23 protein-coding genes are annotated in these 22,184 nt (G+C 62.5%); 11 read left to right on the top strand and 12 right to left on the bottom strand.

Translation table 11 applies throughout. The annotated features are described in order from the left end of the window. A partial coding sequence (locus CKO11_RS14700; protein ID WP_223640372.1) for an OmpA family protein occupies positions 1 to 425 on the top strand: 425 nt, incomplete at its 5' end. A gap of 50 nt (positions 426 to 475) precedes the next feature. Here CKO11_RS14700 and CKO11_RS14695 read toward each other — a convergent pair. Continuing rightward, the gene (locus CKO11_RS14695) at positions 476 to 1,381 is read right to left on the bottom strand and encodes a LysR family transcriptional regulator (protein ID WP_223640370.1); all 906 of its coding nucleotides are present in this window, start codon (positions 1,379 to 1,381) and stop codon (positions 476 to 478) included. A gap of 254 nt (positions 1,382 to 1,635) precedes the next feature. Here CKO11_RS14695 and CKO11_RS14690 point away from each other — a divergent pair, with 254 nt between their 5' ends. The 6 genes from CKO11_RS14690 to CKO11_RS14665 all read left to right on the top strand — a co-directional run bounded on the left by CKO11_RS14690 (position 1,636) and on the right by CKO11_RS14665 (position 8,392). Continuing rightward, positions 1,636 to 3,648, top strand: coding sequence for an FAD-dependent oxidoreductase (locus tag CKO11_RS14690; protein ID WP_223640368.1), 2,013 nt, complete (start codon positions 1,636 to 1,638; stop codon positions 3,646 to 3,648). Positions 3,649 to 3,711: 63 nt separating this feature from the next. Then, positions 3,712 to 4,134, top strand: coding sequence for an alternative ribosome rescue aminoacyl-tRNA hydrolase ArfB (gene arfB / locus CKO11_RS14685; protein ID WP_223640378.1), 423 nt, complete (start codon positions 3,712 to 3,714; stop codon positions 4,132 to 4,134). Beyond that, positions 4,127 to 5,389: an aspartate aminotransferase family protein gene (locus CKO11_RS14680; RefSeq protein WP_223640366.1), complete on the top strand. Its 1,263-nt coding sequence runs from the start codon at positions 4,127 to 4,129 to the stop codon at positions 5,387 to 5,389. The genes arfB and CKO11_RS14680 overlap by 8 nt, the downstream gene beginning before the upstream one ends. Then, positions 5,386 to 6,360 carry a phosphotransferase enzyme family protein gene (locus tag CKO11_RS14675; RefSeq protein WP_223640362.1) on the top strand — a complete coding sequence of 325 codons (975 nt, stop codon included), beginning with the start codon at positions 5,386 to 5,388 and terminating at the stop codon, positions 6,358 to 6,360. Before CKO11_RS14680 ends, CKO11_RS14675 begins: the two co-directional genes overlap by 4 nt. Next, entirely contained in the window at positions 6,357 to 6,809 is a 453-nt protein-coding gene (locus CKO11_RS14670; protein ID WP_223640360.1) for an NUDIX hydrolase, read from the top strand. The genes CKO11_RS14675 and CKO11_RS14670 overlap by 4 nt, the downstream gene beginning before the upstream one ends. A gap of 110 nt (positions 6,810 to 6,919) precedes the next feature. Continuing rightward, positions 6,920 to 8,392, top strand: coding sequence for an inorganic phosphate transporter (locus CKO11_RS14665; RefSeq protein WP_223640357.1), 1,473 nt, complete (start codon positions 6,920 to 6,922; stop codon positions 8,390 to 8,392). Here the strand turns inward: CKO11_RS14665 and pncB are convergent. From pncB to CKO11_RS14650, 3 genes are all read right to left on the bottom strand, one after another. After that, entirely contained in the window at positions 8,389 to 9,696 is a 1,308-nt protein-coding gene (pncB, locus tag CKO11_RS14660; protein WP_223640355.1) for a nicotinate phosphoribosyltransferase, read from the bottom strand. The genes CKO11_RS14665 and pncB overlap by 4 nt on opposite strands. A gap of 3 nt (positions 9,697 to 9,699) precedes the next feature. Further along, positions 9,700 to 10,308 carry a bifunctional nicotinamidase/pyrazinamidase gene (gene pncA / locus CKO11_RS14655; protein ID WP_223640352.1) on the bottom strand — a complete coding sequence of 203 codons (609 nt, stop codon included), beginning with the start codon at positions 10,306 to 10,308 and terminating at the stop codon, positions 9,700 to 9,702. A 113-nt stretch (positions 10,309 to 10,421) separates the two neighbouring features. After that, positions 10,422 to 10,580, bottom strand: coding sequence for a hypothetical protein (locus CKO11_RS14650; RefSeq protein ID WP_223640349.1), 159 nt, complete (start codon positions 10,578 to 10,580; stop codon positions 10,422 to 10,424). A 156-nt stretch (positions 10,581 to 10,736) separates the two neighbouring features. On the opposite strand from CKO11_RS14650, the gene mbfA reads away from it, so the two are divergent. Genes mbfA through CKO11_RS14630 form a run of 4 tightly spaced genes read left to right on the top strand, consistent with a single transcriptional unit; the run spans position 10,737 to position 14,189 of the window. After that, positions 10,737 to 11,714 carry an iron exporter MbfA gene (mbfA, locus tag CKO11_RS14645; protein ID WP_223640346.1) on the top strand — a complete coding sequence of 326 codons (978 nt, stop codon included), beginning with the start codon at positions 10,737 to 10,739 and terminating at the stop codon, positions 11,712 to 11,714. Positions 11,715 to 11,752: 38 nt separating this feature from the next. After that, positions 11,753 to 12,670 carry an AEC family transporter gene (locus CKO11_RS14640; protein ID WP_223640343.1) on the top strand — a complete coding sequence of 306 codons (918 nt, stop codon included), beginning with the start codon at positions 11,753 to 11,755 and terminating at the stop codon, positions 12,668 to 12,670. Beyond that, positions 12,667 to 13,284 (top strand): HAD family hydrolase, encoded by a 618-nt coding sequence (locus CKO11_RS14635; protein ID WP_223640340.1) that lies wholly within the window; start codon positions 12,667 to 12,669, stop codon positions 13,282 to 13,284. Before CKO11_RS14640 ends, CKO11_RS14635 begins: the two co-directional genes overlap by 4 nt. Beyond that, positions 13,281 to 14,189: an ornithine cyclodeaminase family protein gene (locus CKO11_RS14630; RefSeq protein WP_223640337.1), complete on the top strand. Its 909-nt coding sequence runs from the start codon at positions 13,281 to 13,283 to the stop codon at positions 14,187 to 14,189. Before CKO11_RS14635 ends, CKO11_RS14630 begins: the two co-directional genes overlap by 4 nt. A gap of 60 nt (positions 14,190 to 14,249) precedes the next feature. On the opposite strand, the gene dxs is transcribed toward CKO11_RS14630, so the two are convergent. The 8 genes from dxs to CKO11_RS14590 all read right to left on the bottom strand — a co-directional run bounded on the left by dxs (position 14,250) and on the right by CKO11_RS14590 (position 22,088). Then, entirely contained in the window at positions 14,250 to 16,160 is a 1,911-nt protein-coding gene (gene dxs, locus CKO11_RS14625; RefSeq protein ID WP_223640334.1) for a 1-deoxy-D-xylulose-5-phosphate synthase, read from the bottom strand. A gap of 7 nt (positions 16,161 to 16,167) precedes the next feature. Continuing rightward, complete coding sequence (locus CKO11_RS14620; protein WP_411742020.1) at positions 16,168 to 17,034, bottom strand: polyprenyl synthetase family protein; 867 nt, start codon at positions 17,032 to 17,034, stop codon at positions 16,168 to 16,170. Then, entirely contained in the window at positions 17,034 to 17,276 is a 243-nt protein-coding gene (locus CKO11_RS14615) for an exodeoxyribonuclease VII small subunit (protein WP_223640332.1), read from the bottom strand. Before CKO11_RS14615 ends, CKO11_RS14620 begins: the two co-directional genes overlap by 1 nt. 346 nt (positions 17,277 to 17,622) lie before the next feature. Further along, a complete protein-coding gene (locus CKO11_RS14610) occupies positions 17,623 to 18,243 on the bottom strand; it encodes a queuosine precursor transporter (RefSeq protein ID WP_223640329.1) in 621 nt (206 codons plus the stop codon). A 97-nt stretch (positions 18,244 to 18,340) separates the two neighbouring features. Beyond that, entirely contained in the window at positions 18,341 to 19,243 is a 903-nt protein-coding gene (locus tag CKO11_RS14605; protein WP_223640326.1) for an esterase-like activity of phytase family protein, read from the bottom strand. Next, a complete protein-coding gene (mepA, locus tag CKO11_RS14600; protein WP_223640323.1) occupies positions 19,216 to 20,124 on the bottom strand; it encodes a penicillin-insensitive murein endopeptidase in 909 nt (302 codons plus the stop codon). Before mepA ends, CKO11_RS14605 begins: the two co-directional genes overlap by 28 nt. A gap of 11 nt (positions 20,125 to 20,135) precedes the next feature. Then, positions 20,136 to 21,476: an MFS transporter gene (locus CKO11_RS14595; RefSeq protein ID WP_223640320.1), complete on the bottom strand. Its 1,341-nt coding sequence runs from the start codon at positions 21,474 to 21,476 to the stop codon at positions 20,136 to 20,138. A 78-nt stretch (positions 21,477 to 21,554) separates the two neighbouring features. Continuing rightward, a complete protein-coding gene (locus CKO11_RS14590) occupies positions 21,555 to 22,088 on the bottom strand; it encodes an acyl-CoA thioesterase (protein WP_223640317.1) in 534 nt (177 codons plus the stop codon). Positions 22,089 to 22,184 lie beyond the last annotated feature (96 nt).

The following is a 22,184-nucleotide window of genomic DNA, read 5'->3' as shown; positions in this document are numbered from 1 at the left end:
TTCTGGCCCCGCCTCCGCCCGCGCCCCCCGTCCAAGCGCCTGTCGGCGGGTTTGCCGCCCGGATCGAGGCCAAAGGCGCGGTGGTGTTGGATGATCTGGTGTTCGACAGTGGCGCCGCCACACTGGGCACGGCGGAATCCGCCTCGCTGGAAGCGCTGGCCGATTACCTGTCGACCCGGCCCGAGACCCGGATCGCACTGGTCGGGCATACCGATAATGACGGATCGCTGGCGGGCAATATCGCCTTGTCGCAGCGGCGGGCTGCGGCGGTGCGGCAACGTCTGATCGCAGAATATGGTGTCGCCCCCGCGCAGCTAAGCGCCGAGGGCGCGGGCTGGCTCGCCCCGCGCACCGCCAACCTTACGCCCGAAGGCCGCGAACAAAATAGAAGGGTCGAAGCGGTGCTCGCTTCGACCCCAAGGTAACGGCATCCGACGGAAAAGACGCCGCACCAGAAAATCGCCCCCGGGCCCGATTACCAGTTGTCGGGCCCCTTGTCGTTGAAGGTCTGGGCCAGAAAATCGATGAAGGCACGCACCTTGGGCTGGGTGAACCGGCCCGGCGGATAAACCGCGTAAATCCCCAGCGTTTCCATCGGCAGATCGGGCATCGCTTCTTCCACCAGCCCCTGCGCCATCGCCTCGGCGTAAAGGAACGAGGGCAGATAGGCGATCCCCAACCCGGCAATTGCCGCATGCAAAAGCGACTGGCCATCGTTCACCGTCAGCCAGCCCGCCGAACGCACCTGCCGCCGCTCGCCCGAAGGCGCGGTCAGTTTCCAAACATTACCATTCGACTGGTTCGAATAATGCAAAAGCTTGTGTTCGTTCAGGTCGTCGATCTTGGTGGGGCGGCCGTATTTCTCAAAGTAACTCGGCGCGGCGATCATCCGCTTGGCGGTTTCGGTCAGCTTGCGGGCGCGCAGCGTGCTGTCTTCCAACTCGCCCACCCGGATCGCCATATCGAAGCCCTCGGAGATTAGCTCCACATAGCGGTTGTTCAGCACCATATTCACGGTGATCTCGGGAAATTCCTGCAAGAAATCCCCCAAAACGGGCGACAACAAATTCACCCCGAAATCAGTTGCCACCGAAATTCGCAACAGCCCAGAAGGCGCCACCTGCATCGAGGTCACCAGCGCATCCGCCTCCCCCGCATCGTTCAGCACGCGCCGCGCCCGGTCATAGTAAGCCAGCCCGATTTCCGTGGGCGAAACGCGCCGCGTGGTGCGGTTCAAAAGCCGGGCCCCCAGCCGTGCCTCCAGCGCCGAGACATGTTTGGAAACGGCGGATTTGGAAATGCCCATCTTCTTGGCGGCATCGGTGAAGCCACCTTGATCCACGACGGTGGCAAAGGCTTCCATTTCGGTCAGGCGGTCCATCGGATATCCATCGTCAATGTTTCGTGTTCTCAAAAGCTTTCGTCTCCAAATCGGGCGCAAATGGGACGGAGCAAGGACAATACCGGGGAAATTGCGCGGTTCGGTTAAGACGTGGAAACGATTGTTGCACGGGTGACTGCAGCATTAACCCCGCCCATGGCACGCGGGTTTTCGCCCCACCTGCCGCGATGACGCCGCGTTGGGCGTGACAGCGGCTGACCTGCGGGTAAGGTAGCCGGAAACGGGAGGACATCATGGGCCAGTATCCGCATCTGCTGACACCGCTTGATCTGGGGCATGTCACTTTGCCCAACCGTGTGCTGATGGGCTCGATGCACACCAACCTAGAGGAAACCGGCGATTGGAACCGGGTGGCAGAGTTCTACGCCGCCCGCGCGCGGGGCGGGGTTGGTTTGATGGTGACAGGGGGCATGGCACCGAACCGCGAAGGCGGGGTGTTTCCCGGTGCGGCGGGGCTGTTCACCCCCGAAGATCTCGCCAATCATCGGATGGTCACCGACCGGGTGCATGACGCAGGCGGGCGGATCGCCATGCAAATCCTGCATGCGGGGCGCTATGCCTATGGGCCGGAATGCGTTTCCGCCTCGGCCATCAAATCGCCCATCTCGCCCTTCCCGCCAAAAGAGTTGGATGCAGCCGGGATCGAAAAGCAGATCGCCGACATTGCCACTGCCGCCGCGCGCGCGCGTGAAGCGGGCTATGACGGGGTCGAGGTGATGGGGTCAGAGGGCTATTTCCTCAACCAGTTCCTTGTGCGCCATGTGAACCGCCGCAGCGATGACTGGGGTGGCTCTTATGAAAACAGGATGCGCCTGCCGGTCGAGGTGATGCGGCGCGTCCGCGCGGCGGTGGGCGATGATTTCATTGTCATCTTCCGTATCTCGCTGATCGATTTGATCCCCGATGGGTCCACTTGGGACGAGGTGGTGACGCTGGCCAAGGCGATCGAGGACGCAGGGGCAAGCCTTTTGAACACGGGCATCGGCTGGCATGAGGCACGCGTGCCCACCATCGCCACCTCGGTGCCGCGCGCCGCCTTTGCTTGGCTGACCGGTCGCTTGCGGCCCGAGGTGGGCATTCCGGTCATCACCTCCAACCGGATCAATACGCCCGAGGTGGCCGAGGGGATCTTGGCCCAAGGTCAGGCCGATATGGTCAGCCTTGCGCGGCCTTTCTTGGCCGATCCCGAGTTCGTCGCCAAAGCCGCCAGCGGGCGCGCAGCGGAAATCGCGCCCTGCATCGGCTGCAACCAAGCCTGTCTGGATCACACGTTCTCGGGCAAAATCTCCACCTGCCTTGTAAACCCGCGCGCCGCACATGAAACCGAACTGGTGCTGGCGCCAGCGCAAGAGCCTAAGCGCATCGCCGTGGTGGGCGCGGGCCCCGCGGGCATGGCCTGCGCAATCACCTTGGCCGAACGCGGCCATGCGGTGAAGCTTTTTGAAAAAGGGCGCGAGATCGGCGGGCAATTGTGCTTGGCGCGGGCCATTCCGGGCAAAGAAGAGTTTCACGGCCTGACCGACTGGTTCGCGACCATGCTGAAAAAGACCGGCGTCAGCCTAAGGCTGAACACCGAGGCCACCGTGCGCAACCTTGGCGAATTTGACGAGGTGGTGATTGCGACCGGCGTCAGCCCGCGCAGCCCCGGCATCACGGGCGAGGAATTGGCCGTCAGCTATGCCGATCTCTTGGCGGGCGCGGTCACGGCGGGGCCGCGCGTGGCTGTGGTTGGCGCGGGCGGCATTGGTTTTGATGTGGCCGAATATCTAACCGTGACCGAAAGCCCAACCCTGCATCCCGAAGACTGGGCCCGCGAATGGGGGGTGGGCGATCCGGCACACACCCCGGGCGGTTTGGCCAAACCCGCACCAAGCGCGCCCGCGCGGCAAGTGACGCTTTTGCAGCGCAAGCCTGAAAAGCCCGGTCGTCGCTTGGGCAAGACCACGGGGTGGATTCACCGTGCCGCGCTGCATGCCAAGGGCGTGAAGATGCTTAGCGGGGTGAATTACGAACGCATCACGCCCGAAGGTTTGCACATCACCTTTGGGGAAGCGCGCGAAAACCCGACCCTGATCGAAGCCGATACCGTGGTGCTGTGCGCCGGGCAGGAAAGCCGCCGCAGCCTTGCCGAGGCGCTTAAGGCGCAGGGGATCACCGCGCATGTGATCGGCGGCGCCGATGTGGCGGGCGAGCTGGATGCCAAACGGGCCATCGATCAAGGCACCCGGCTGGGCGCCACGCTCTAAGATCACAGCAGGTTTCGTGCCGAAAGCCCTTTCGTTTTCCGCATGGCTCGTTACCTTCGCGCCATGCTTTGGATCAATGACACTTTGGCGATTGCCGATTGGGAGCTTTCGGAAAGCTTCACCCGCGCCCAAGGGCCGGGGGGGCAGAATGTCAACAAGGTCTCCACGGCGGTCGAGTTGCGGTTCGAGGCCGCGCGCAGCCCGCATCTGAGCCCGGCGGTCAAGACCCGGCTCAAGCGCATCGCGGGCCGTAAATGGACAGCCGAGGGCGCAATTGTGATCCGGGCTGAAGAAACCCGCTCGCAGACCCGCAACCGCGAATTGGCGCGCGAGCGGCTGGTCGAAATGATCCGCGCCGCGCTGGTCGCGCCCAAGCGCCGGATCGCCACCAAGCCGACCAAGGGCAGCCAGCGCCGCCGCCTGGCCGCGAAATCGATCCGCGGCGAGGTCAAGGCCCTGCGCGGGAAAGTGGGCGACGATGACTGATTTGATGGCGCGGCGTGCAGCGCTTTTGGGCCCGAACGTGCCCACTTTTTATGACGACCCAGTGCATATCGTGCGCGGCGAAGGCGTCTGGCTTTATGATGCCGAAGGCCGCCGCTATCTCGATTGTTACAACAACGTCGCACATCTGGGGCATTGTCACCCCCGCGTGGTCGAGGCCATCGCGCGCCAATCGGCGCAGCTGAACACCCACAGCCGTTACCTGCATGAAGGCATCCTTGACTATGGGGAGCGGCTGATGGCCAAATTCGGCCACGGGCTGAGCCAGATGCTGATGACCTGCACCGGGTCAGAGGCGAATGACGTGGCCCTGCGCATGGCGCAGGCGGTGACGGGGAAAACCGGTTTGATCGCCACCGACAACACCTATCACGGTAACACCACGGCGGTGGCACATCTGTCCACCCGCCGCCCACCGATTGGCGGCTATCCTCCCCATATCCGCCGCGTGCCGGCACCCGACAGCCTAGCCCCCTTGGGGGGCAGTCCGGAAACGCAGGCCGCGGCCTTTGCGCAAAACGTGGCGCAGGCGATTGCAGAGCTTGACCAAGCGGGCCACGGCTTCGCCGGTCTGATGCTGTGCCCGATTTTTGCCAATGAAGGGATGCCGGGGCTGGAGCCGGGCTTTTTAGCCCCGACGGTGGAGGTTGTGCGCCGCGCGGGCGGCCTAATCTTGTGCGACGAGGTGCAACCCGGTTTTGGTCGATTGGGCAGCCATTGGTGGGGGCATGAACGGCTGGGCTTCGCGCCCGATCTGGTGACCTTGGGCAAGCCGATGGGCAATGGCCATCCGGTCGCCGCGGTGGTGGCCCGGCCCGATGTGATGGCCGCCTTCCGCAATGCCTTTGGCTATTTCAACACCTTCGCGGGCAATCCGGTCTCTTGTGCCGCGGCGCTGGCCGTGCTGGAGGTGATCGAAGAAGAGGGTCTGGTCACCAACGCCGAAGCGGTCGGGGCCTATGCGCTTGACCTGCTGCGCAGCTTGCACCACCCGCTGATTGCAGATGTGCGGGGCTTGGGGCTGTTCTTTGCCATAGAGTTTGCCCGCGACGGGGTGCCCGATGGCGCCTTTTGCGGCCGTGTGGTGGAAGCGGCCAAGGATCGCGGTATCTTGCTGGGCCGGGTCGGACGCGCCCAACACATCTTGAAGATGCGCCCGCCGCTGCCGTTTTCACGCGCCAATGCAGAGATGCTGGCCGAAACCCTGACACAGATCTTGCAGGAGATGCCCGCATGATGGACGACGCCCAAGCCTATGAACTGGCCAGCGCCGCGCAACGCGCATGGCTGTGTCAGGGCGCGCCGTTGCAACTTGTCTGGCGCTCCGAAAACATCGTCTTTGCCACGCTGCACGGGTCGGGCGCGAAGCTTGCCTTGCGCCTGCACCGGCCCGGCTATCAGGACCCGGCGGCGATTGCCTGCGAATTGGCATGGTGTGCACAACTGGCCGATGCCGGGGTGGCCGTGGTCGAACCTTTGCCTGCCGCTTCTGGTGCATGGATCGCGCAGGTGCAGGGCATGACGGCCTCGTGCCTGCGCTGGATCTCGGGCAAACCCTTTGGCGAGGCGGGCGTGCCGCTGGCGGATTCTGCCGTGCTTAAGCGCGCCGGGGAACTGGGCGCGCTTTTGGCCGATTTGCACAATGCATCCGATGCCGGGGCCTGCCCCGCGCCCTTTGCCCGCGCGTCTTGGGATCGCGAGGCGCTGATTGGCCCCGCACCGCGTCTGGGCCCGTTTTGGGAAAACCCCACACTTGCGCCCGAGGAATCTTTGCTGCTGCAGCAGGCCCGCGAAAAGGCGGCGTTGCTGTTGCCGCAGGCGACGGATTACGGGCCGATCCATGGCGATGTGCTACGCTCCAATGTGATGGTCGAAGCGGGCGCCCTGCGGCTGATCGACTTTGACGATTGCGGCCCGGGCTGGCGGCTTTACGACCTTGCCACCGCCTTGATCCAAAGCTGGGGCGATCCGGACCTGCCCGAACAGGCGCGGCGGCTGGTGCAAGGCTATCGGACCCGCCGTGCCCTGCCCGACGATCAACTGGCGCTGTTGCCGCTCTTTTTGGCCCTTCGCGGCTTCGCCTCGGCAGGCTGGGTGGTTTCACGCGCACCCCAAGACCTGCCACGCCAACGCGCCTATGCCCAACGCGCGCTGGATCTTGCCCAGCTTTTGCTGGCAGACACCCCCCCATGGGAGGACATCGGATGATGGACATGCCCCATTTCCTTGGCACGCTGATCGGCAAAAAACCCGACGCGCTACAGGTCGCGGCCTTGTGCCGCCGCACCAACCCCAAGGACGAAAAGACCGAGGTCTTGCTTGTTTCCTCGCTCGATACCGGGCGCTGGATCGTGCCGAAGGGCTGGCCGATGCGCGGCAAAACGCTGGCCGAGGCGGCCCTGCGCGAAGCTTGGGAAGAGGCGGGCGTGAAAGGCACCGTCAAGCCCGACCCGGTCGGCAGTTATGTCTACACCAAGCGCCGCAAGACCGGGCTTGATCAGCGCTGCAAGGTGCTGTGCTTTCTGGTCGAGGTCGAAACGCTGGAAGATAAATTCCCCGAAGCCGGGCGACGCAAGCGCCATTGGGTCACCCCGAAAGCCGCCGCCAAACGGGTGCAGGAAAAAGACCTGAAACTGCTTTTACGCACGCTTTCGTGAATGCATCGTTGAACCTTTGGTCCAAACAGGTTAGGGCCCCGGCCCGAATGTAACAGAATCCCAACGCCCCTGTGACGCAGGCGAATCGGGATCGTTCGGGGAACGCAGCCGTGACCAAACCTCCCGTCAATCAGTGGAAAACCCTCGACAAAGACCTCAAGCGGATTGGTCGGATCGAGGAAGCCGGGCAATTCGTGGCCAAGCCGCTTATCGCGCCGGGGCTGTCGATGGCGTTCATCGTGCTGACCGCGCTGGCCGCAGGCGTTTTGATGGGGGCACAGCCGGGCGCTTGGATCGTGATCGGGGCCGCCGCGATCGGCGCCTATATGGCGCTTAACATCGGCGCGAATGATGTGGCCAACAACATGGGCCCGGCGGTGGGGGCCAATGCGCTGACGCTGGGCGGCGCGCTTCTGATCGCCGCCATCTTTGAGACGTCGGGCGCGCTTTTGGCCGGGGGGGATGTGGTGAAAACCGTCTCGACCGGGATTTTGGCCCCCGATGCCGTGCCCGATGCGGCGCATTTCGTCTGGGCGATGATGTCGGCGCTTTTGGCCTCGGCCTTGTGGCTGCATCTGGCCACGTGGATGGGCGCGCCGGTCTCGACCACCCATTCCATCGTGGGCGGTGTCGTCGGCGCAGGCATTGCCGCTGCGGGCTGGAGCGCCGTGAACTGGGGCGCGATCAGCAAGATCGCAGCAAGCTGGGTCATTTCGCCGGTCTTGGGCGGGCTGATCGCCGCGGCCTTCTTGGCGCTGATCAAGGCCAAGGTGATCTATGTCGAAGACAAGATCGCCGCTGCCCGGCGCTGGGTGCCGATCCTGATTGGCGTGATGACGGGGGCTTTTGCCACCTATCTTGCGATCAAGGGGCTGAAACGTGTCATGCATGTCGAGCCAATGACAGCGCTGCTGATCGGCCTGTCGCTTGGGCTGGCGGCTTGGGCGGTCGCACGTCCGCTTGTGCGGCGCCAATCGCGCGACATGGAGAACCGCAAGAAATCGCTCAAGAAGCTGTTCACCCTGCCGCTTGTGGTTTCGGCGGCGCTTTTGTCCTTTGCCCATGGTGCGAATGACGTGGCCAATGCCGTCGGCCCGCTGGCCGCAATCGTGCATGCCGTCGAGGCGGGCGAACTGGCGGACAATGTCACCGTGCCGCTGTGGGTGATGGTGGTGGGCGCGCTTGGTATCTCGGTCGGGTTGATGCTGTTCGGACCGCGCCTGATCCAGCTTGTCGGATCTGAAATCACCAAGCTCAATGCGATGCGCGCCTTTTGCGTGGCGCTTTCCGCCGCGATTACGGTGATTGTCGCCTCGTGGCTGGGCCTACCGGTGTCGTCCACCCATATCGCCGTGGGCGGTGTCTTTGGCGTTGGGTTCTACCGCGAATGGCATTCCGAGCGCCGTATGCGGATGCTGGGGCTACAAAAAGGCAAACCGGTCCCGCCCGAGGAACGGTCGCGCCGCTTGTTGGTGCGCCGCGCGCATATGGCCACCGTCGCCGCCGCATGGGTGATTACGGTGCCCGCTTCCGCCCTTTTGTCTGGCCTGTTGTTCCTGATGCTGAACGCGCTGGCGGGTTAAACCAGCACCTCGCTGCGCTCCTGCGCACCCACCTCGAAAACCCGGCGGTAGCGTGAAATTTCGCCCGCCGGACCGGTGGCCTTTTCGGGGTTGTCTGACAGTTTCACCGTGGGCCGCCCATTGGCCGCCACCGCCTTGCACACAAGGCTAAACGGCGCGAGTGCATCTTGGGGCACCAGATCGCGGAAGTCATTGGTCAACAGCGTGCCCCAGCCAAAGCTGACCTTGACCCGCCCCTTGAAACGCGCCTGCAAATCCTCGATCTGTGCAACGTCCAACCCGTCGGAGAAGATCACCAGCTTCTGCGTCGGGTCTTCGCCGCGCGCCTTCCACCAGTTGATCGCGGTTTCCGCGCTTTCGAACGGGTTGCCGGAGTCGATGCGAATGCCGGTCCACGCCGCCAGCCAATCGGGGGCGCGATCAAGGAACCCTTTGGTGCCATAGGTGTCGGGCAAAATGATGCGCAGATTACCGTCATGCTCTTCATGCCAGTTTTCGAGCACCTTATAGGGCGCCTCGCGCAATTCGGCATCGCTATCGGCAAGCGCCGCCATCACCATTGGCAATTCATGAGCATTCGTGCCCACGGCCTCCAGATCGCGGCGCATCGCGATCAGGCAATTCGAGGTGCCGGTGAAGGCGCCCCCTTGCGAGGCTTCGCCCAAGCCCTCCACCATCGCTTGCACGCACCAATCTTGCCACAAGAACCCATGCCGCCGCCGGGTGCCAAAATCGGCGATCTTCAGGCCCTCGATCTGCTTGAGCCGTTCGATCTTTTCCCAAACCCGGGTCATGGCACGGGCGTAAAGCACCTGAAGTTCGAACCGCTTCATCGCACGCAGCACCGCGCGCGAGCGCAATTCCATCAAGATTGCCAATGCGGGAATTTCCCACATCATCACCTCGGGCCAATTGCCCTCAAAGGTCAGCTCATATTGGCCGTCGCGCTTTTCGAGATGGTAGGGCGGCAGTTGAAAGCCCTCGAACCACTCCATGAAATCAGGCCGGAACATCTGCCGCTTGCCATAGAAGGTATTGCCGCGCAGCCATGTGCTTTCGCCCCGTGTCAGGCGCAGCCCGCGCGCGTAATCAAGCTGTTCGCGCAGTTCGTCCTCGTCGATCAACTCGGCCAGCCGGATCGATTTGGTGCGGTTGATCAAGCTGAATGTCACCTGCGTATCGCGATTGTTGCGATAGACCGACTGGCACATCAGCAGCTTGTAGAAATCCGTATCCAGCAAAGACCGCACAATCGGGTCAATTTGCCAGCGGTGATTGTAAACGCGGGTGGCGATATCGACCATGACTTAGGCTTCCAAGGTGACGCCAGCGGCCCGCATCGCAACGCGCGCCGCATCCAGCGAACCGTTCAGATCAATCGCGCGGCAGGCACTTTCCAGCACCCGCACCTCAAAGCCAAGCTTCGCGGCATCCAGCGCCGACCACGCGACGCAATAATCCAGTGCCAAGCCCACAAAGCTTAGTCGTTCCACGCCCCGGTCACGCAAATAGCCTGCAAGCCCGGTTTGCGTTTCGTGATCGTTTTCGAAAAAGGCGGAATAGCTGTCAATTTGCGCGCGGAAACCTTTGCGCAAGATCAGATCGGCGCGTTCCACATCCAGACCGGGGTGGAAATCGGCCCCCTCAGACCCTTGCACGCAATGCACCGGCCATAGCGTCTGCTTGCCATAAGGCAGATCGATCTCTGAGAACGGCTCGGCCCCCTGATGATTGGCGGCAAAGGATGAGTGATTTTCCGGGTGCCAATCTTGCGTCAGCACCCGGACCGGGAATTGCCCCATCATCGCATTGACCTGCGGCAAGATTTCATCGCCGCCCGCCACCGCCAGCGCACCGCCGGGGCAAAAGTCGTTCTGGATGTCGATGACGATCAATGCGTCGCGCGGCTCGGCCATGCTGTCCCCCGTCCGGTTTCCAAGTGTCATGGGTAGGCCGCGGGGGCAGCAGGGTCAATCTTTGCGCAGCGGGCGCGGCGCCTTGGCGGGCAAAGCGCTGCGCAATTGGGCAGTTAGTGCGTGCAGCGCTGCGTCAGATGGTTGCACCCTTGGGTCACTTGGCTGGCCGACCCCGGAAAATCGAGCCGCGGCATATCAAAGCTCCAGCCCCCTGCAACGGCGGCAGAAGCGGTCATCGTGGCAGCCACAAGGCCAAGAATCAGGCGTTTCATGGCGAATCTCCTTTTCTGAACCACTTGGTTCACATCCCCTATATGAACAGGTCGGTTCACTTTTTCAAGAGAAAACGAACTGGATGGTTTAGATTATTCGGTTGTATCGTGAGGCAACCCCTGTATTTTTAGAACCGTTCTAAAAAGGATACTGCCATGCTGCCTGGATTGGCCCCTCGCCGCCGCTTCAAAGATCTGTCGGAACAAGAGATTCTTGCGCTCGCCATTTCGTCCGAGGAAGACGATGCGAGGATCTACCGCAGCTTCGCCGAGCGCCTGCGCGAAGACTATCCGGGCACCGCTGCGGTCTTTGACGGCATGGCCGAAGAAGAAGACGGGCACCGCCGCATGTTGATCGACCGGCACACAGCCCGCTTTGGCGAGGTGATTCCCCTGATCCGCCGCGAACATGTGGCAGGCTTTTACAATCGCAAACCCGTGTGGCTGTCGGCGAACCTGTCGCTTGCCGCGATCCGTGCAGAAGCCGAGGAAATGGAGCGCACGGCGGGCGCGTTCTACACCCGCGCCGCGCAGCAAACCACCGATGCCGATACCCGCAAGCTTCTGGGCGATCTGGCGGCAGCCGAAGTGGGCCATGAAAAGCACGCCGCCGCGCTGGTCGAAGAGAACCTCGACGACGACACCAAATCCGAAGAAGACAACGCCGCGCATCGCCAATTTGTGCTGACCTGGGTGCAACCTGGGCTTGCGGGGCTGATGGACGGGTCGGTCTCGACCCTTGCGCCGATCTTCGCCACCGCCTTTGCCACGCAAGACACCAAGACCACGCTTTTGGTCGGTTTGGCGGCGGCCGTGGGCGCGGGCATTTCCATGGGCTTTACCGAAGCCGCGCATGATGATGGCGTCATTTCGGGGCGCGGCAGCCCGCTTAAACGCGGCCTGGCCTCTGGCGTCATGACGACGGTTGGCGGTCTGGGCCACGCCCTGCCCTATCTTATCCCCGACTTCTGGACCGCCACGGTGATCGCCATGATCATCGTCTTCGTCGAACTGTGGGCGATCGCCTGGATCCAGAACAAATATATGGAAACGCCGATCTTGCGTGCCATTACGCAGGTGGTGATCGGCGGGGCCTTGGTCTTTGCCGCGGGCGCTTTGATCGGCGCAGGCTAGGGATGGTGCGCGCGCCCGGCGCATGCTAGCGCTGGCGCATGTGGGACATCTTTCTTAAGACGCTGCCCTTTTTTGGGCTGATCGGGCTTGGTTGGGCCGCCGGGCGGTTGCGCATGTTCCCACCCGAAGCCACAGCTTGGCTGACGAAATTCGTCTTTTACTTCGCGCTTTCCGCGATGCTGTTTCGCTTCACGGCGACCTTGCCGCTGGAGGAATTGTTCGATCCCGCTTTCTTTGCCGCCTATCTGACGGGGTCGTTCCTTGTCTGGCTGATCGGTTTTGCTGTGGCCAGGGCCCGTGCGCGCCCGCTGGCCGAAGCCGCGATGGAAGCCCACACCACCATGACCGGCAACACCGGCTTTCTGGGCGTACCGATGCTGGTGGTGCTTTTGGGGCCCAAGGCCGCCGGGCCGGTGCTGATGGTGCTGGCCGCCGATATGATCGTGTTTTCCACGCTTATCACCTTGATCGTCACTTATGCGCGCCATGGGCGCGTGGCCTTTGCCCCGCTGGCCCTGGGGCTGGCCAAGAACCCGATGATCGTTTCCATGGTGGCAGGGCTGGCTTGGGCGCTTTTGCACCTGCCAATGCCCGGCCCACTTGCTGAGTTCATGACGCTGTTGGGCGCGGCCGCCACGCCGGGGGCGCTTTTTGCCATTGGCGCCTCTTTGGCGGGGCGCAGGGCAGAAAAAGCTGGTCCCGCAGCTTGGCTTTCGGCAGCGAAACTCTTCCTGCACCCCGCCGCCGTCGCGGTTGCGGCGCTGCTGATCTTCCCGGTTGAACCGTTCGCGGCGGGCGTGATGATTGCGGCGGCCGCGCTGCCGGTCGCGGGCAATGTCTACATTTTGGCCGCGCATTTCGGCGTTGCCCCACAGCGCGTTTCCTCGGCGATTTTGTTTTCCACCGCCGTCAGCATTCTGACCATTCCCGCCGTCATCGCATGGGTGCACCAATGACCAAAGCTGTTGTGTTCGACATCGGCAAAGTGCTGATCGAATGGAACCCCGAACCCTTTTACGAAGCCCGCCTTGGGCCGCACCGTGCCGCAGCCTTTTTCGCCGAAAGCGGCATCCATGCGCAAAATGAGCAGATCGACCTTGGCGCGCCGTTTCGTGAAACCGTCGAAGCGCTGGCCAAGGCGCGCCCGGACTGGGCCGAGGCGATCATGCTGTGGCACGATGAATGGCTGACCATGGCCAGTCCCGGCATCCCCCACTCGGCCCGGCTTTTGGCCGCGCTGAAGGCCAAGGGTGTGCCGGTTTTCGCGCTTTCAAACTTTGGGCGCGAAACGTTTGAGATTGCCTGCGCCGCCTATCCCTATCTGCGCAGCTTTGATCGGTTGTTCGTGTCCGCTCATCATGGGCTAATCAAACCCGATCCGCGGTTTTATGAACTCTTGGAACGGGACACGGGCCTGTCAGGCGCCGATCTGCTGTTTGCCGATGACCGGCCCGAGAATATCGACGCCGCCGCCGCGCGCGGCTGGAAAACCCATCTTTTCGAACATCCCCAAGGCTGGGCCGACAGGCTGGTGGCCGAGGGGCTTTTGACGCAAGAGGATGCCCAATGACCCCCGCCATGATCGGCCCCGAGGCCGAAGCAAAACTGGACTGGATCGCACTGACCGATGCTTTGGCCACAGGCCATGCCCTGCCCCGCGCCGAGGTCGCCGACAGCTTTCTTTATCGCAATAAAGACACGCTGTTGACGCGCTCTGCCCTGATTGACGGGCTGGGCATGCTGGTCAAGGCGGCGACCATCGTGCCGGGCAATGCGCCTGATTTGGCCACGGTGAATGGTGGCGTGATGCTGATGAACGATGAAACCGGCCTGATGGATGCGGTGCTGGATTTCGGCCTTGTCACCAAATGGAAAACGGCGGGCGACAGCCTGTTGGCCGCGCGCAAACTGGCCCGACCCGAGGCGCGCAATATCCTGATTTGCGGGGCGGGCAATGTCGCGGCCTCGATGATCGCCGCCTATCGTTCGGCCTTTCCGCAGGCGAATTTCACGATCTGGAACCGCTCGCAGGCCAGCGCCGAGCGGTTGGCCGCGCGCATGGAAGCGGCAGTCGAAATGGACCTTGAAACCGCGCTTGGTCAGGCCGAGATCGTGGCGGGCACGACCATGGCCACCGAACCATGGCTGCGCGGCGACTGGTTGCAACCGGGCACGCATATCGATCTGATCGGTGCCTTCCGCCCCGATATGCGCGAGGCCGATGACGTGACGCTGCAGCGCGCGCGGATCTTTTGCGATGCGCGAGCGACGACGGTGCATCATATCGGCGAGTTCCGCGACCCCATCGCGCGCGGTGTGATGGCGGAAGGGGATATCGTCGCCGATTATTACGACCTTGGCACTGGCACCTTTGCCCGCCAAAGCGCCGAAGAGATTACCCTATGCAAAAATGGCGGCGGCGCCCATTTGGACCTGATGATCGCGCGCTACATTCTCGACGCGGTGCAGGGCTAAAAGAAAACGCCCGGGCTAATAGCCCGGGCGCTCCACAATGGGTTTGATGAAGGACGCAGCTCAGGCACGTTTCGCGACGGCAACGCCCAGTAGATCCAGCACCTTCGCCTCGATATCTTCGGCATTCATCTTGGCGGCGGCATACATATCCGCCGGGTTGGCATGGTCGATGAAGGTATCGGGCAGCACCATCGAGCGGAACTTGTAGCCCTTGTCGAACACCCCCTGCTCGCTCAGGAACTGCGCCACATGGGAGCCAAAGCCGCCCACCGCGCCTTCCTCGATGCAGATGATCGCCTCGTGCTCGGCCACAAGCTGCAAAATCAGATCGGTATCAAGGGGCTTGGCAAAGCGGGCGTCGGCCACGGTCGGCGCCATGCCGCGTGCCGCCAAAGCCTCGCGCGCCTTAAGCACTTCGGCCAACCGGGTGCCAAAAGACAAGATCGCCACCCGCGCCCCTTCGGCCACGATCCGGCCCTTGCCAATTTCCAGCGGCACACCTTGGGCGGGCATATCCACCCCCATCCCGTCACCGCGCGGATAACGGAAGGCAATCGGCCCTTCGTCATGCGCCGCCGCCGTGGCGACCATATGCACAAGCTCCGCCTCATCCGCCGCCGCCATCACCACCATGCCCGGCAGGTTCGCCATAAACGCAATGTCATAGCTGCCCGCATGGGTCGCGCCATCCGCGCCCACCAAGCCCGCCCGATCGATGGCGAAACGCACCGGAAGCCGCTGGATCGCCACATCATGCACAATCTGATCATAGCCGCGCTGCAAGAAGGTGGAATAAATCGCGCAAAACGGCTTCATGCCCCCCGCAGCCAAGCCCGCCGAAAAGGTCACGCCGTGCTGTTCGGCAATGCCAACATCAAAGCAGCGGCGCGGGAAGCGTTCGGCAAAAAGGTTCAGGCCCGTCCCCTCGGGCATCGCGGCGGTGACGGCCACGATCTTTTCATCTCGCGTCGCCTGATCGATCAGGCTTTCGGCAAAAACCTTGGTGTAATTGGGCGCATTAGAGGGCGCTTTATGCTGCGTGCCGGTTTGCACATCAAACCGCGCCGTCGCATGGCCGCGGTCCGCGCGGTTTTCGGCGGGCGCATAGCCCTTGCCCTTTTTCGTCACCGCATGGATCAGCACCGGCCCCTGTGCGCGGGTCTTCAGCGTGCGGAACAGATGCAACAGCGTATCCAGATCATGCCCATCGACCGGGCCAACATAGGAAAAGTTCAGCTCTTCGAAAAGCGTGCCGCCCACGGCCATGCCCTTGAGCATTTCCTTGGCGCGACGCGCGCCTTCTTGGAAGGGTTCGGGCAACAGGCTGACCGCGCCCTTGGCCACGGCCTTAAGATCCTGCATCGGCGCTTCGGAATAAAGCCGGGTCAGGTAAGACGACAGCGCCCCCACCGGCGGTGCGATCGACATTTCATTGTCATTCAGCACCACGAACATCCGCTTGCCCAGATGGCCCGCATGGTTGAGCGCCTCAAACGCCATGCCCCCGGTCAGCGCGCCATCCCCAATGATCGCAATCGCATCGCCGCATTCCGACCCCAGCTCACGCGCCATGGTGAAGCCCGTTGCCGCCGAAATCGAGGTGGAGCTATGCCCCGCCCCAAAGGCGTCATAGGGGCTCTCAGAGCGCTTGGTGAAACCCGACAGCCCGCCCTTGGTGCGCAGCGTGCGGATACGGTCGCGCCGCCCGGTCAGGATTTTATGCGGGTAGCATTGGTGGCCCACATCCCAGATGATCTTGTCGCGCGGGCAGTCAAAAACCGCATGCAGGGCCACGGTCAGTTCTACCACCCCAAGCCCAGCGCCCAGATGGCCCCCGGTTTCCGATACCGCCGAAATCGTCTCGGCGCGCAATTCCTCGGCCAGACGTTGCAGGTCACGATCAGAGAGAGCTTTCAGGTCAGAGGGCAGATGGACCTTATCGAGAACGGGGGTGATTGGCTTGTGGCTCATCGGGATATCACTTGTCGCGGGCGATCACGAAACGGGCGGCATCGCGCATGGGTTCTGCGGCGGGGCCATAAGGCTCCAGTGCCGCAACGGCTTCGGCAACCAATTCGGCCGCGCGGGCTTTTGCGCCCGCCAGACCGAGGTGGGACACGAAGGTGGCCTTGCCCGCATCGGCATCCTTGCCAAGGCGTTTGCCCGCCGCTTCCTCGCTGCCTTCCACGTCCAAGATGTCGTCGGCGATCTGAAAGGCAAGGCCCAGCGCCTTGGCATAGGCCGCAAACGGCGCCCGATCGGCCCCCGCCAAAATGGCCCCGGCTTGCGCGGCAAAGGAAATCAGCGCCCCGGTTTTGCCCGCTTGAAGCTTGATAATATCATCCAGCGAAAGCGGCGTCGCGGCGGTTTCGGCGGCGATATCGAGCGCTTGGCCATAGACCATACCCGCCGCGCCCGACCCCTCGGCCAAGGCCTTTACCAGCGCGATGCGATGTTCGGCATCGCCCAAGACAGGATCGGCGCAAAGCTCAAACGCCATGGTTTGCAGCGCATCCCCCACCAAAACGGCGGTGGCCTCATCCCATTTGCGGTGCACAGTAGGCTGACCGCGGCGCAGATCATCATCATCCATGCAGGGCATATCGTCATGGACAAGCGAATAGGCATGCAATGCCTCGATCGCAAGCGCGGCGGGCATCGCCTGTTCATCGCTCAGCCCATGAATACGGGCCGATTCCAGAACCAAGAACGCGCGCAGTCGCTTGCCGCCTTGCGCGGCATAGGCCATGGCATCACGCAATTCGCTTTGCGGAAAAGCGGCAATCGTCGCCTGCATCGCGGTTTCCACCGCGTCTTGCACTTCCTTCAGACGTTGATCGAACATCACAGACCTTCCACCGGTTGCGTGCCTTTGGGCACCCCGCCTTCGCCAAGGGTGATCTTTTCGACCCGTTCCTCGGCTTCTTTAAGCAGCTTTGCGCAGCGCTCTTTGAGCAATGCACCGCGTTCGGACAGTTGGATTGACTGATCCAAAGCCACTTCCCCGCGTTCTAGCTGATTGACCACCTGTTCAAGCGCGGCCATCGCCTGCTCGAACGTCATGTCTGCAATTTCGATTTCCGCCATCGGCCCCTCCAAGACCCCCACGAAGTGCCACGGCGCGGCGGCCAAATCCAGCCCCCGGACAGCAAAAAGGGGGCCGGAAACGCCCCCTTGGTCGATAAGTCGCAAAGAGAAAGGGCCGCGGGTTTTTCCCTGCGGCCCCCGAGATCTACGGAGATGGTCCGGTTAGGGTCTGGATCAGATCCTCCGTCCCAGCGATGGATGAAACCTTTGGGTCTGCCCTCAGGCCTCGGCCCCCATCACTGTCCCGACACCTCTCTCCACTATCACTCTAGACAATGGACCACCTCCTTTCAATGCGTTGCCGATATGCAAAGGGTGGCACAGATTTGGTGTATGACAAGTGAAATTACGCAACCTTTGGCGAGAGCCGCCAAATAATTGCGCGAAACGGCACCAGCGCAACGACTGCAAGCGTAATTTTTACGCACCAATCCGCCAGCGCAAGCGAGACCCAAAGCGGCACCGCCGGTCCCATCCCCAACAGCGGCAAAACCTCATTGGCCCAGCTCACATCATTGGCCGGCTCAAGGAACGCCAACTGCGCAGCAAAGGCCACGGTAAAGAAGACCACGGTATCCAAGCTGGAGCCGATCAGGGTCGAGACCAGCGGCGCTTTCCACCAGCCGCCGCGCGCGCGAAGCCGGTTAAAGATCGAAACATCGGTCAGCTGCGCGGTCAGGAAGGCCAGACCAGAGGCCAGCGCGACGCGGAAACTGACAAGCGGGCCGAATTCGCCCATGATCTGCGAGCCGATCAGCGAACAAATCACGCCCACGACGAAGCCGGACACCACGACCAGCCGCGCGGCGCGCGCGCCTTGCAGCCGGTTGGTCAGATCGGTGACCAGAAAGGCCAGCGGATAGGTAAAGGCCCCGAGCGTCAGCCATTGGCCGTAAAGATATTGCACGAGGATGTTAGAGGCCACGACAATGGCGGCCATGGCAAGAATGCCGGGCAGGTAGCGCATGTTGGATCACCGTTTTTACATGGTAGCGGGGACATGGTCCGCACCATGCGGACGGGGCGTCGCATACGCCCGCGCCCGGGTTCGGTCAAGCAAAACCTCAGGGATTAATGCTGTATTCCACAATCTCGCTGCGCATGAAGGCGCTGAAATTGTCATCCGCAACCATTGTCAGCCGGATCGCGCCGCTTCGGTCGCGCCAAACTGCAAGCCCTTCCAGATTGCCATGCCGCCCGGGCGGCGTTTGCAGCACCACCTGCCCCCCGGCAATCGTTTCTCCGGAAATTTCGAACACCCGCACCCGGGCGGCAAATCCCAAAAGCCCGCGCAGATCACGCTCCAGCAGATAAAAGCGCCCGTCAGGACCGAAATCGGCGCCAACGGGTTTCCACCCCCCCGCGCGCGAGATGGAAAACGGCTCCGTCCACTGGCCATTCCGCAAGCGCCAAACGGGAAGCGACGTCCCGGCCTTAGGAAGGTCTTCTGGCAAGGTGTAAAGCGCGCCATCAGGCGCAAGCGCAAGCGCCTCAAGCTCCTTGTTTTTTGTCAGCGTTGAAAAGGCCGGGCCACGCGGCAAGGTCAGCTCCGCCGCCATATCGCGCACAAAAGCCCCGATCCGTACATCGCGCTCAAACGAGACCAGAACGGTCCCGTCATCTCCCACCGCCAAGCCTTCGGAATCAGCAGCCTCCCCTCGCAAGGGGCGCCCGCGCGGGCCGTGCAAACGCGTCATGCCCGCGAACCGAATATCGGTGATCTGCTCGTTCGCATCGCGGATAAGTGTCCCGCGCCAAAGCGTTCCACGATCGGACAGCGCGACGAACTCTCGCCCCGACGCATCAAGCTCAAGCGCCGAAAACCCACCGAAATCGGGGGCGTCTTCCCTTAAAGGAAGGCCCTGGCTGAAACGGGCGGGGCTGCGATCCGCGCGCCCCATCGCCACTCCCAGCACCAAAAGCAGGGCAAGGCCTGCGATCAGGGCGCTGCGAGAACGGTGCGGCATTGGGCGGGCAGGTCCGACATGACATAGGTTTTGGCGCTTTTCTTCACCGGCTTGGGTTTGGCTGGTTTCTTCGGCTTGCCGGTCGGCTTTGGCGGGTTGAGCATATCGGTCACCCACCAGTTCAAGGTTTCATCGCAACCATCCCCGCCGTTGGACAACCGTGCCACCGTGGGCTTTTGCGTCTGGCACAGGCGCGACCCGGGCGGGCATTTGAGCCGGACATGAAAATGGTAGTTATGGCCATAAAACGGGCGGATCTTTTGCAGCCAGCGCTTATCCGCCCGAGTAGCTTGGTTGCACATGGCAATCTTGGCGGCTGCGGCGACAAAGATCCGATCCACCCGCGGGTCCAGGGCCGCCGCTTTCAACAGCGCGGCATGGGCGGGGGTCCAATTGCCATTGATGCGGGTCTGATCCGCCGTGCGGATCGAAATCGACGACAGGCTTTCGCGCTGCCCCCGGCTCAGCCGCAGCGATTGCGGCGGCAGCATCCAGATATCGACATCCAGCCCGATCTGATGGCTGGCATGCCCGCCGGTCATCGGCCCGCCACGCGGCTGGCTGATATCGCCGATATAAAGCCCTTTCCACCCGGGCAGCGTGGCCGCATAGGCCGAGAGATCTTGAATGAAAGATAGCGTTTCTGGCTGGCCCCAATGGCGGTTCCGGCTCAACCGCATCGCCTGCCACGTCGGCCCGGTTTCGGGCAATTGCATCAACCCCGACGCACAGCCCCGCGCGTAAGAGCCAATCGGCTCAGACGCGCCAAGTGCCGGCATGGATTTGGACCCGAAAAGCGTGCGCGCCAGCGGCTCGGCTTCAACAGAGGTCACAGCCAGCGCCAAGGCAGTCACGGCGGCAAACAGGCGGAAGGGTCTCATCGGGGCTCCTCTCAGCCAGTGCGGGCATCCCCCGCGCTTTTGACGAAGCCTAGCAGGATCACCCCCAATACGAAAAGCACGATGATCGGGGTGATCCCGGCCGATTGGCTGCCGGTGATGCCGGTGACCACGCCAATGGAAATCGGCGCGATGAACGCCGTGGCCTTGCCCGAAAAGGCGTAAAGGCCAAAACATTCGGTAATCTTTTCTGGATCGGACTGGCGCACCATCATCGTGCGACTGGCCGATTGCAGCGCGCCGCCGCCCGCGCCAATAAGCCCGCCCAGAACATAAAACGCGATATCGGGCAGGGTGCTATCGGCCGGGACGGGCACACCGAACACACTTTGGCGCGAGATGAACACGACACCAATCGTGACCAAGGTCAGCAAGATCAGATTGGCAAAAATCACCGCCTTCGGGCCAAAGCGATCATCAGCCTTGCCGCCGAGCCAGGCAAAGGTCGCGCCGGTGATCGTGCCCAAAATGCCAAAAAGCCCGATCTGCGTGATCGACCACTCCAACACCCCCGCCGCATAGATCCCGCCAAACGTATAAATACCGTTGAGCGCATCACGGTAAAACATCGACGAGGCCAGATAGGCGAACAGGCTGGGTGTTTTCGGCAGTTGCGCCAGCGTGGCGCGCAATTCGGGCCAAGCCTCCCGGGTGGCCTGTGCAATCGGCACGGCATCGGCGCGGCGCGTCTCGCGCACCCATAGAAAGAATGGGATCATGAAGACCGCATACCACGCTGCGGTTAGCGGGCCGACGATGCGCGTGTCTTCACGCGTTGCAACATCCAGCCCGAAAAGCGGCGTCAGCCCGACCATGGTTTTGCCGGTCTCTGGACTGGCTTGCATGAATACCAGCATCACGATCAGCGCCAGCATCCCGCCAATGTAGCCAAAGGCCCAGCCAGAGCCCGAGACCTTGCCGATGTTTTCGCGCCCGGCAAGGTCAGGCAGCATCGCATTGGTGAAGGCGGTGGCGAATTCCATGCCAATCATGCCGATCGCGAAAGACAGCATGATCAAGATAAGGCTGAAATCTCCGGGCATCGCGAACCACAGGCCCGCTGCCCCCAGCACATACATCAGCGAAAACAACCAAACGAACGGCAAGCGCCGCCCGGCCCTATCGGCTATCGCCCCCAAGAAGGGAGAGGCCAGCGCAATCACCAAGCCCGCGGCCCCCACGCCATAGCCCCAGACCGTTTGCGCGGTCGTGCCATCGCCCAACAACACCTTCATGAAAGGGGCAAAAATGAAGGTGATCAACAGCGTGTTATAAGGCTGGCTCGCCCAGTCGAAAAACCACCATCCCCAGATGCGCTTGCGGTCCGCGATCATTGTGCCCCCCTGACCCGATTGGCCAAGATCAAAGCCCGAAAGCGGCCAAAGGCGCAAGATTTACCTAATCCATGGAATTTAGCGCGGCATTTCGGGGGGCCAGGGGCGGTGCTGATCGGCCTCGACCCAAGCTTGCACCCAAGCGGGCAATTCTGGGCTTTCGCCCTTGTGTCCCATGTCTTCGACCACCTGCTGCGGCGGCACGATCCCGGCCTTGGAGGTAATGGCCCCGCGGATCAGAATGTGGTTGCAGCACTCTTCCCCGCGCCACATCGCCTGTTCCATGTAGAAAAACCGCGCATCCCAGCCAAGGCACCGGGTGCGCATCTCGAACCGCTGCATCATGGTGATACGCTTGCGGTAGCGCGTGGTATTTCCCGCCACCACGATCCCCCAGCGGTTGCGGATCATCGCCTTGGTCAGCCCGGTCTGCTCTGACAAAGCGATCCGGCCCAGATCAAACAACGTGATGATGCGCCCGTTATTGAGGTCTTTCCACGGGTCGATATCCCATGGCCAAGCCCGGTGCGTGGTGGTGATCTGGTCCAGAATGTCCATCCGCTTGCCGCGCGAACCGATGATGGCTTTCGCCATCCGAATGATCGGATACATGAACCCCTCCGTTCAGCTTACCCCCCCCTTGCCGCAGCGCAGCAGCCCGGTCAACAATCCCGTTACGGAAAATGCCGGCTTCACGGCGGTTGCAAG

Source organism: Rhodobacter sp. TJ_12, from assembly GCF_020023995.1.
In the GTDB taxonomy this organism is placed as follows: Bacteria; Pseudomonadota; Alphaproteobacteria; order Rhodobacterales; family Rhodobacteraceae; genus Rhodobacter.
The sequence above is the reverse complement of the archived record's forward strand: the minus strand, read 5'-3'. Positions and strand labels throughout refer to the sequence as shown.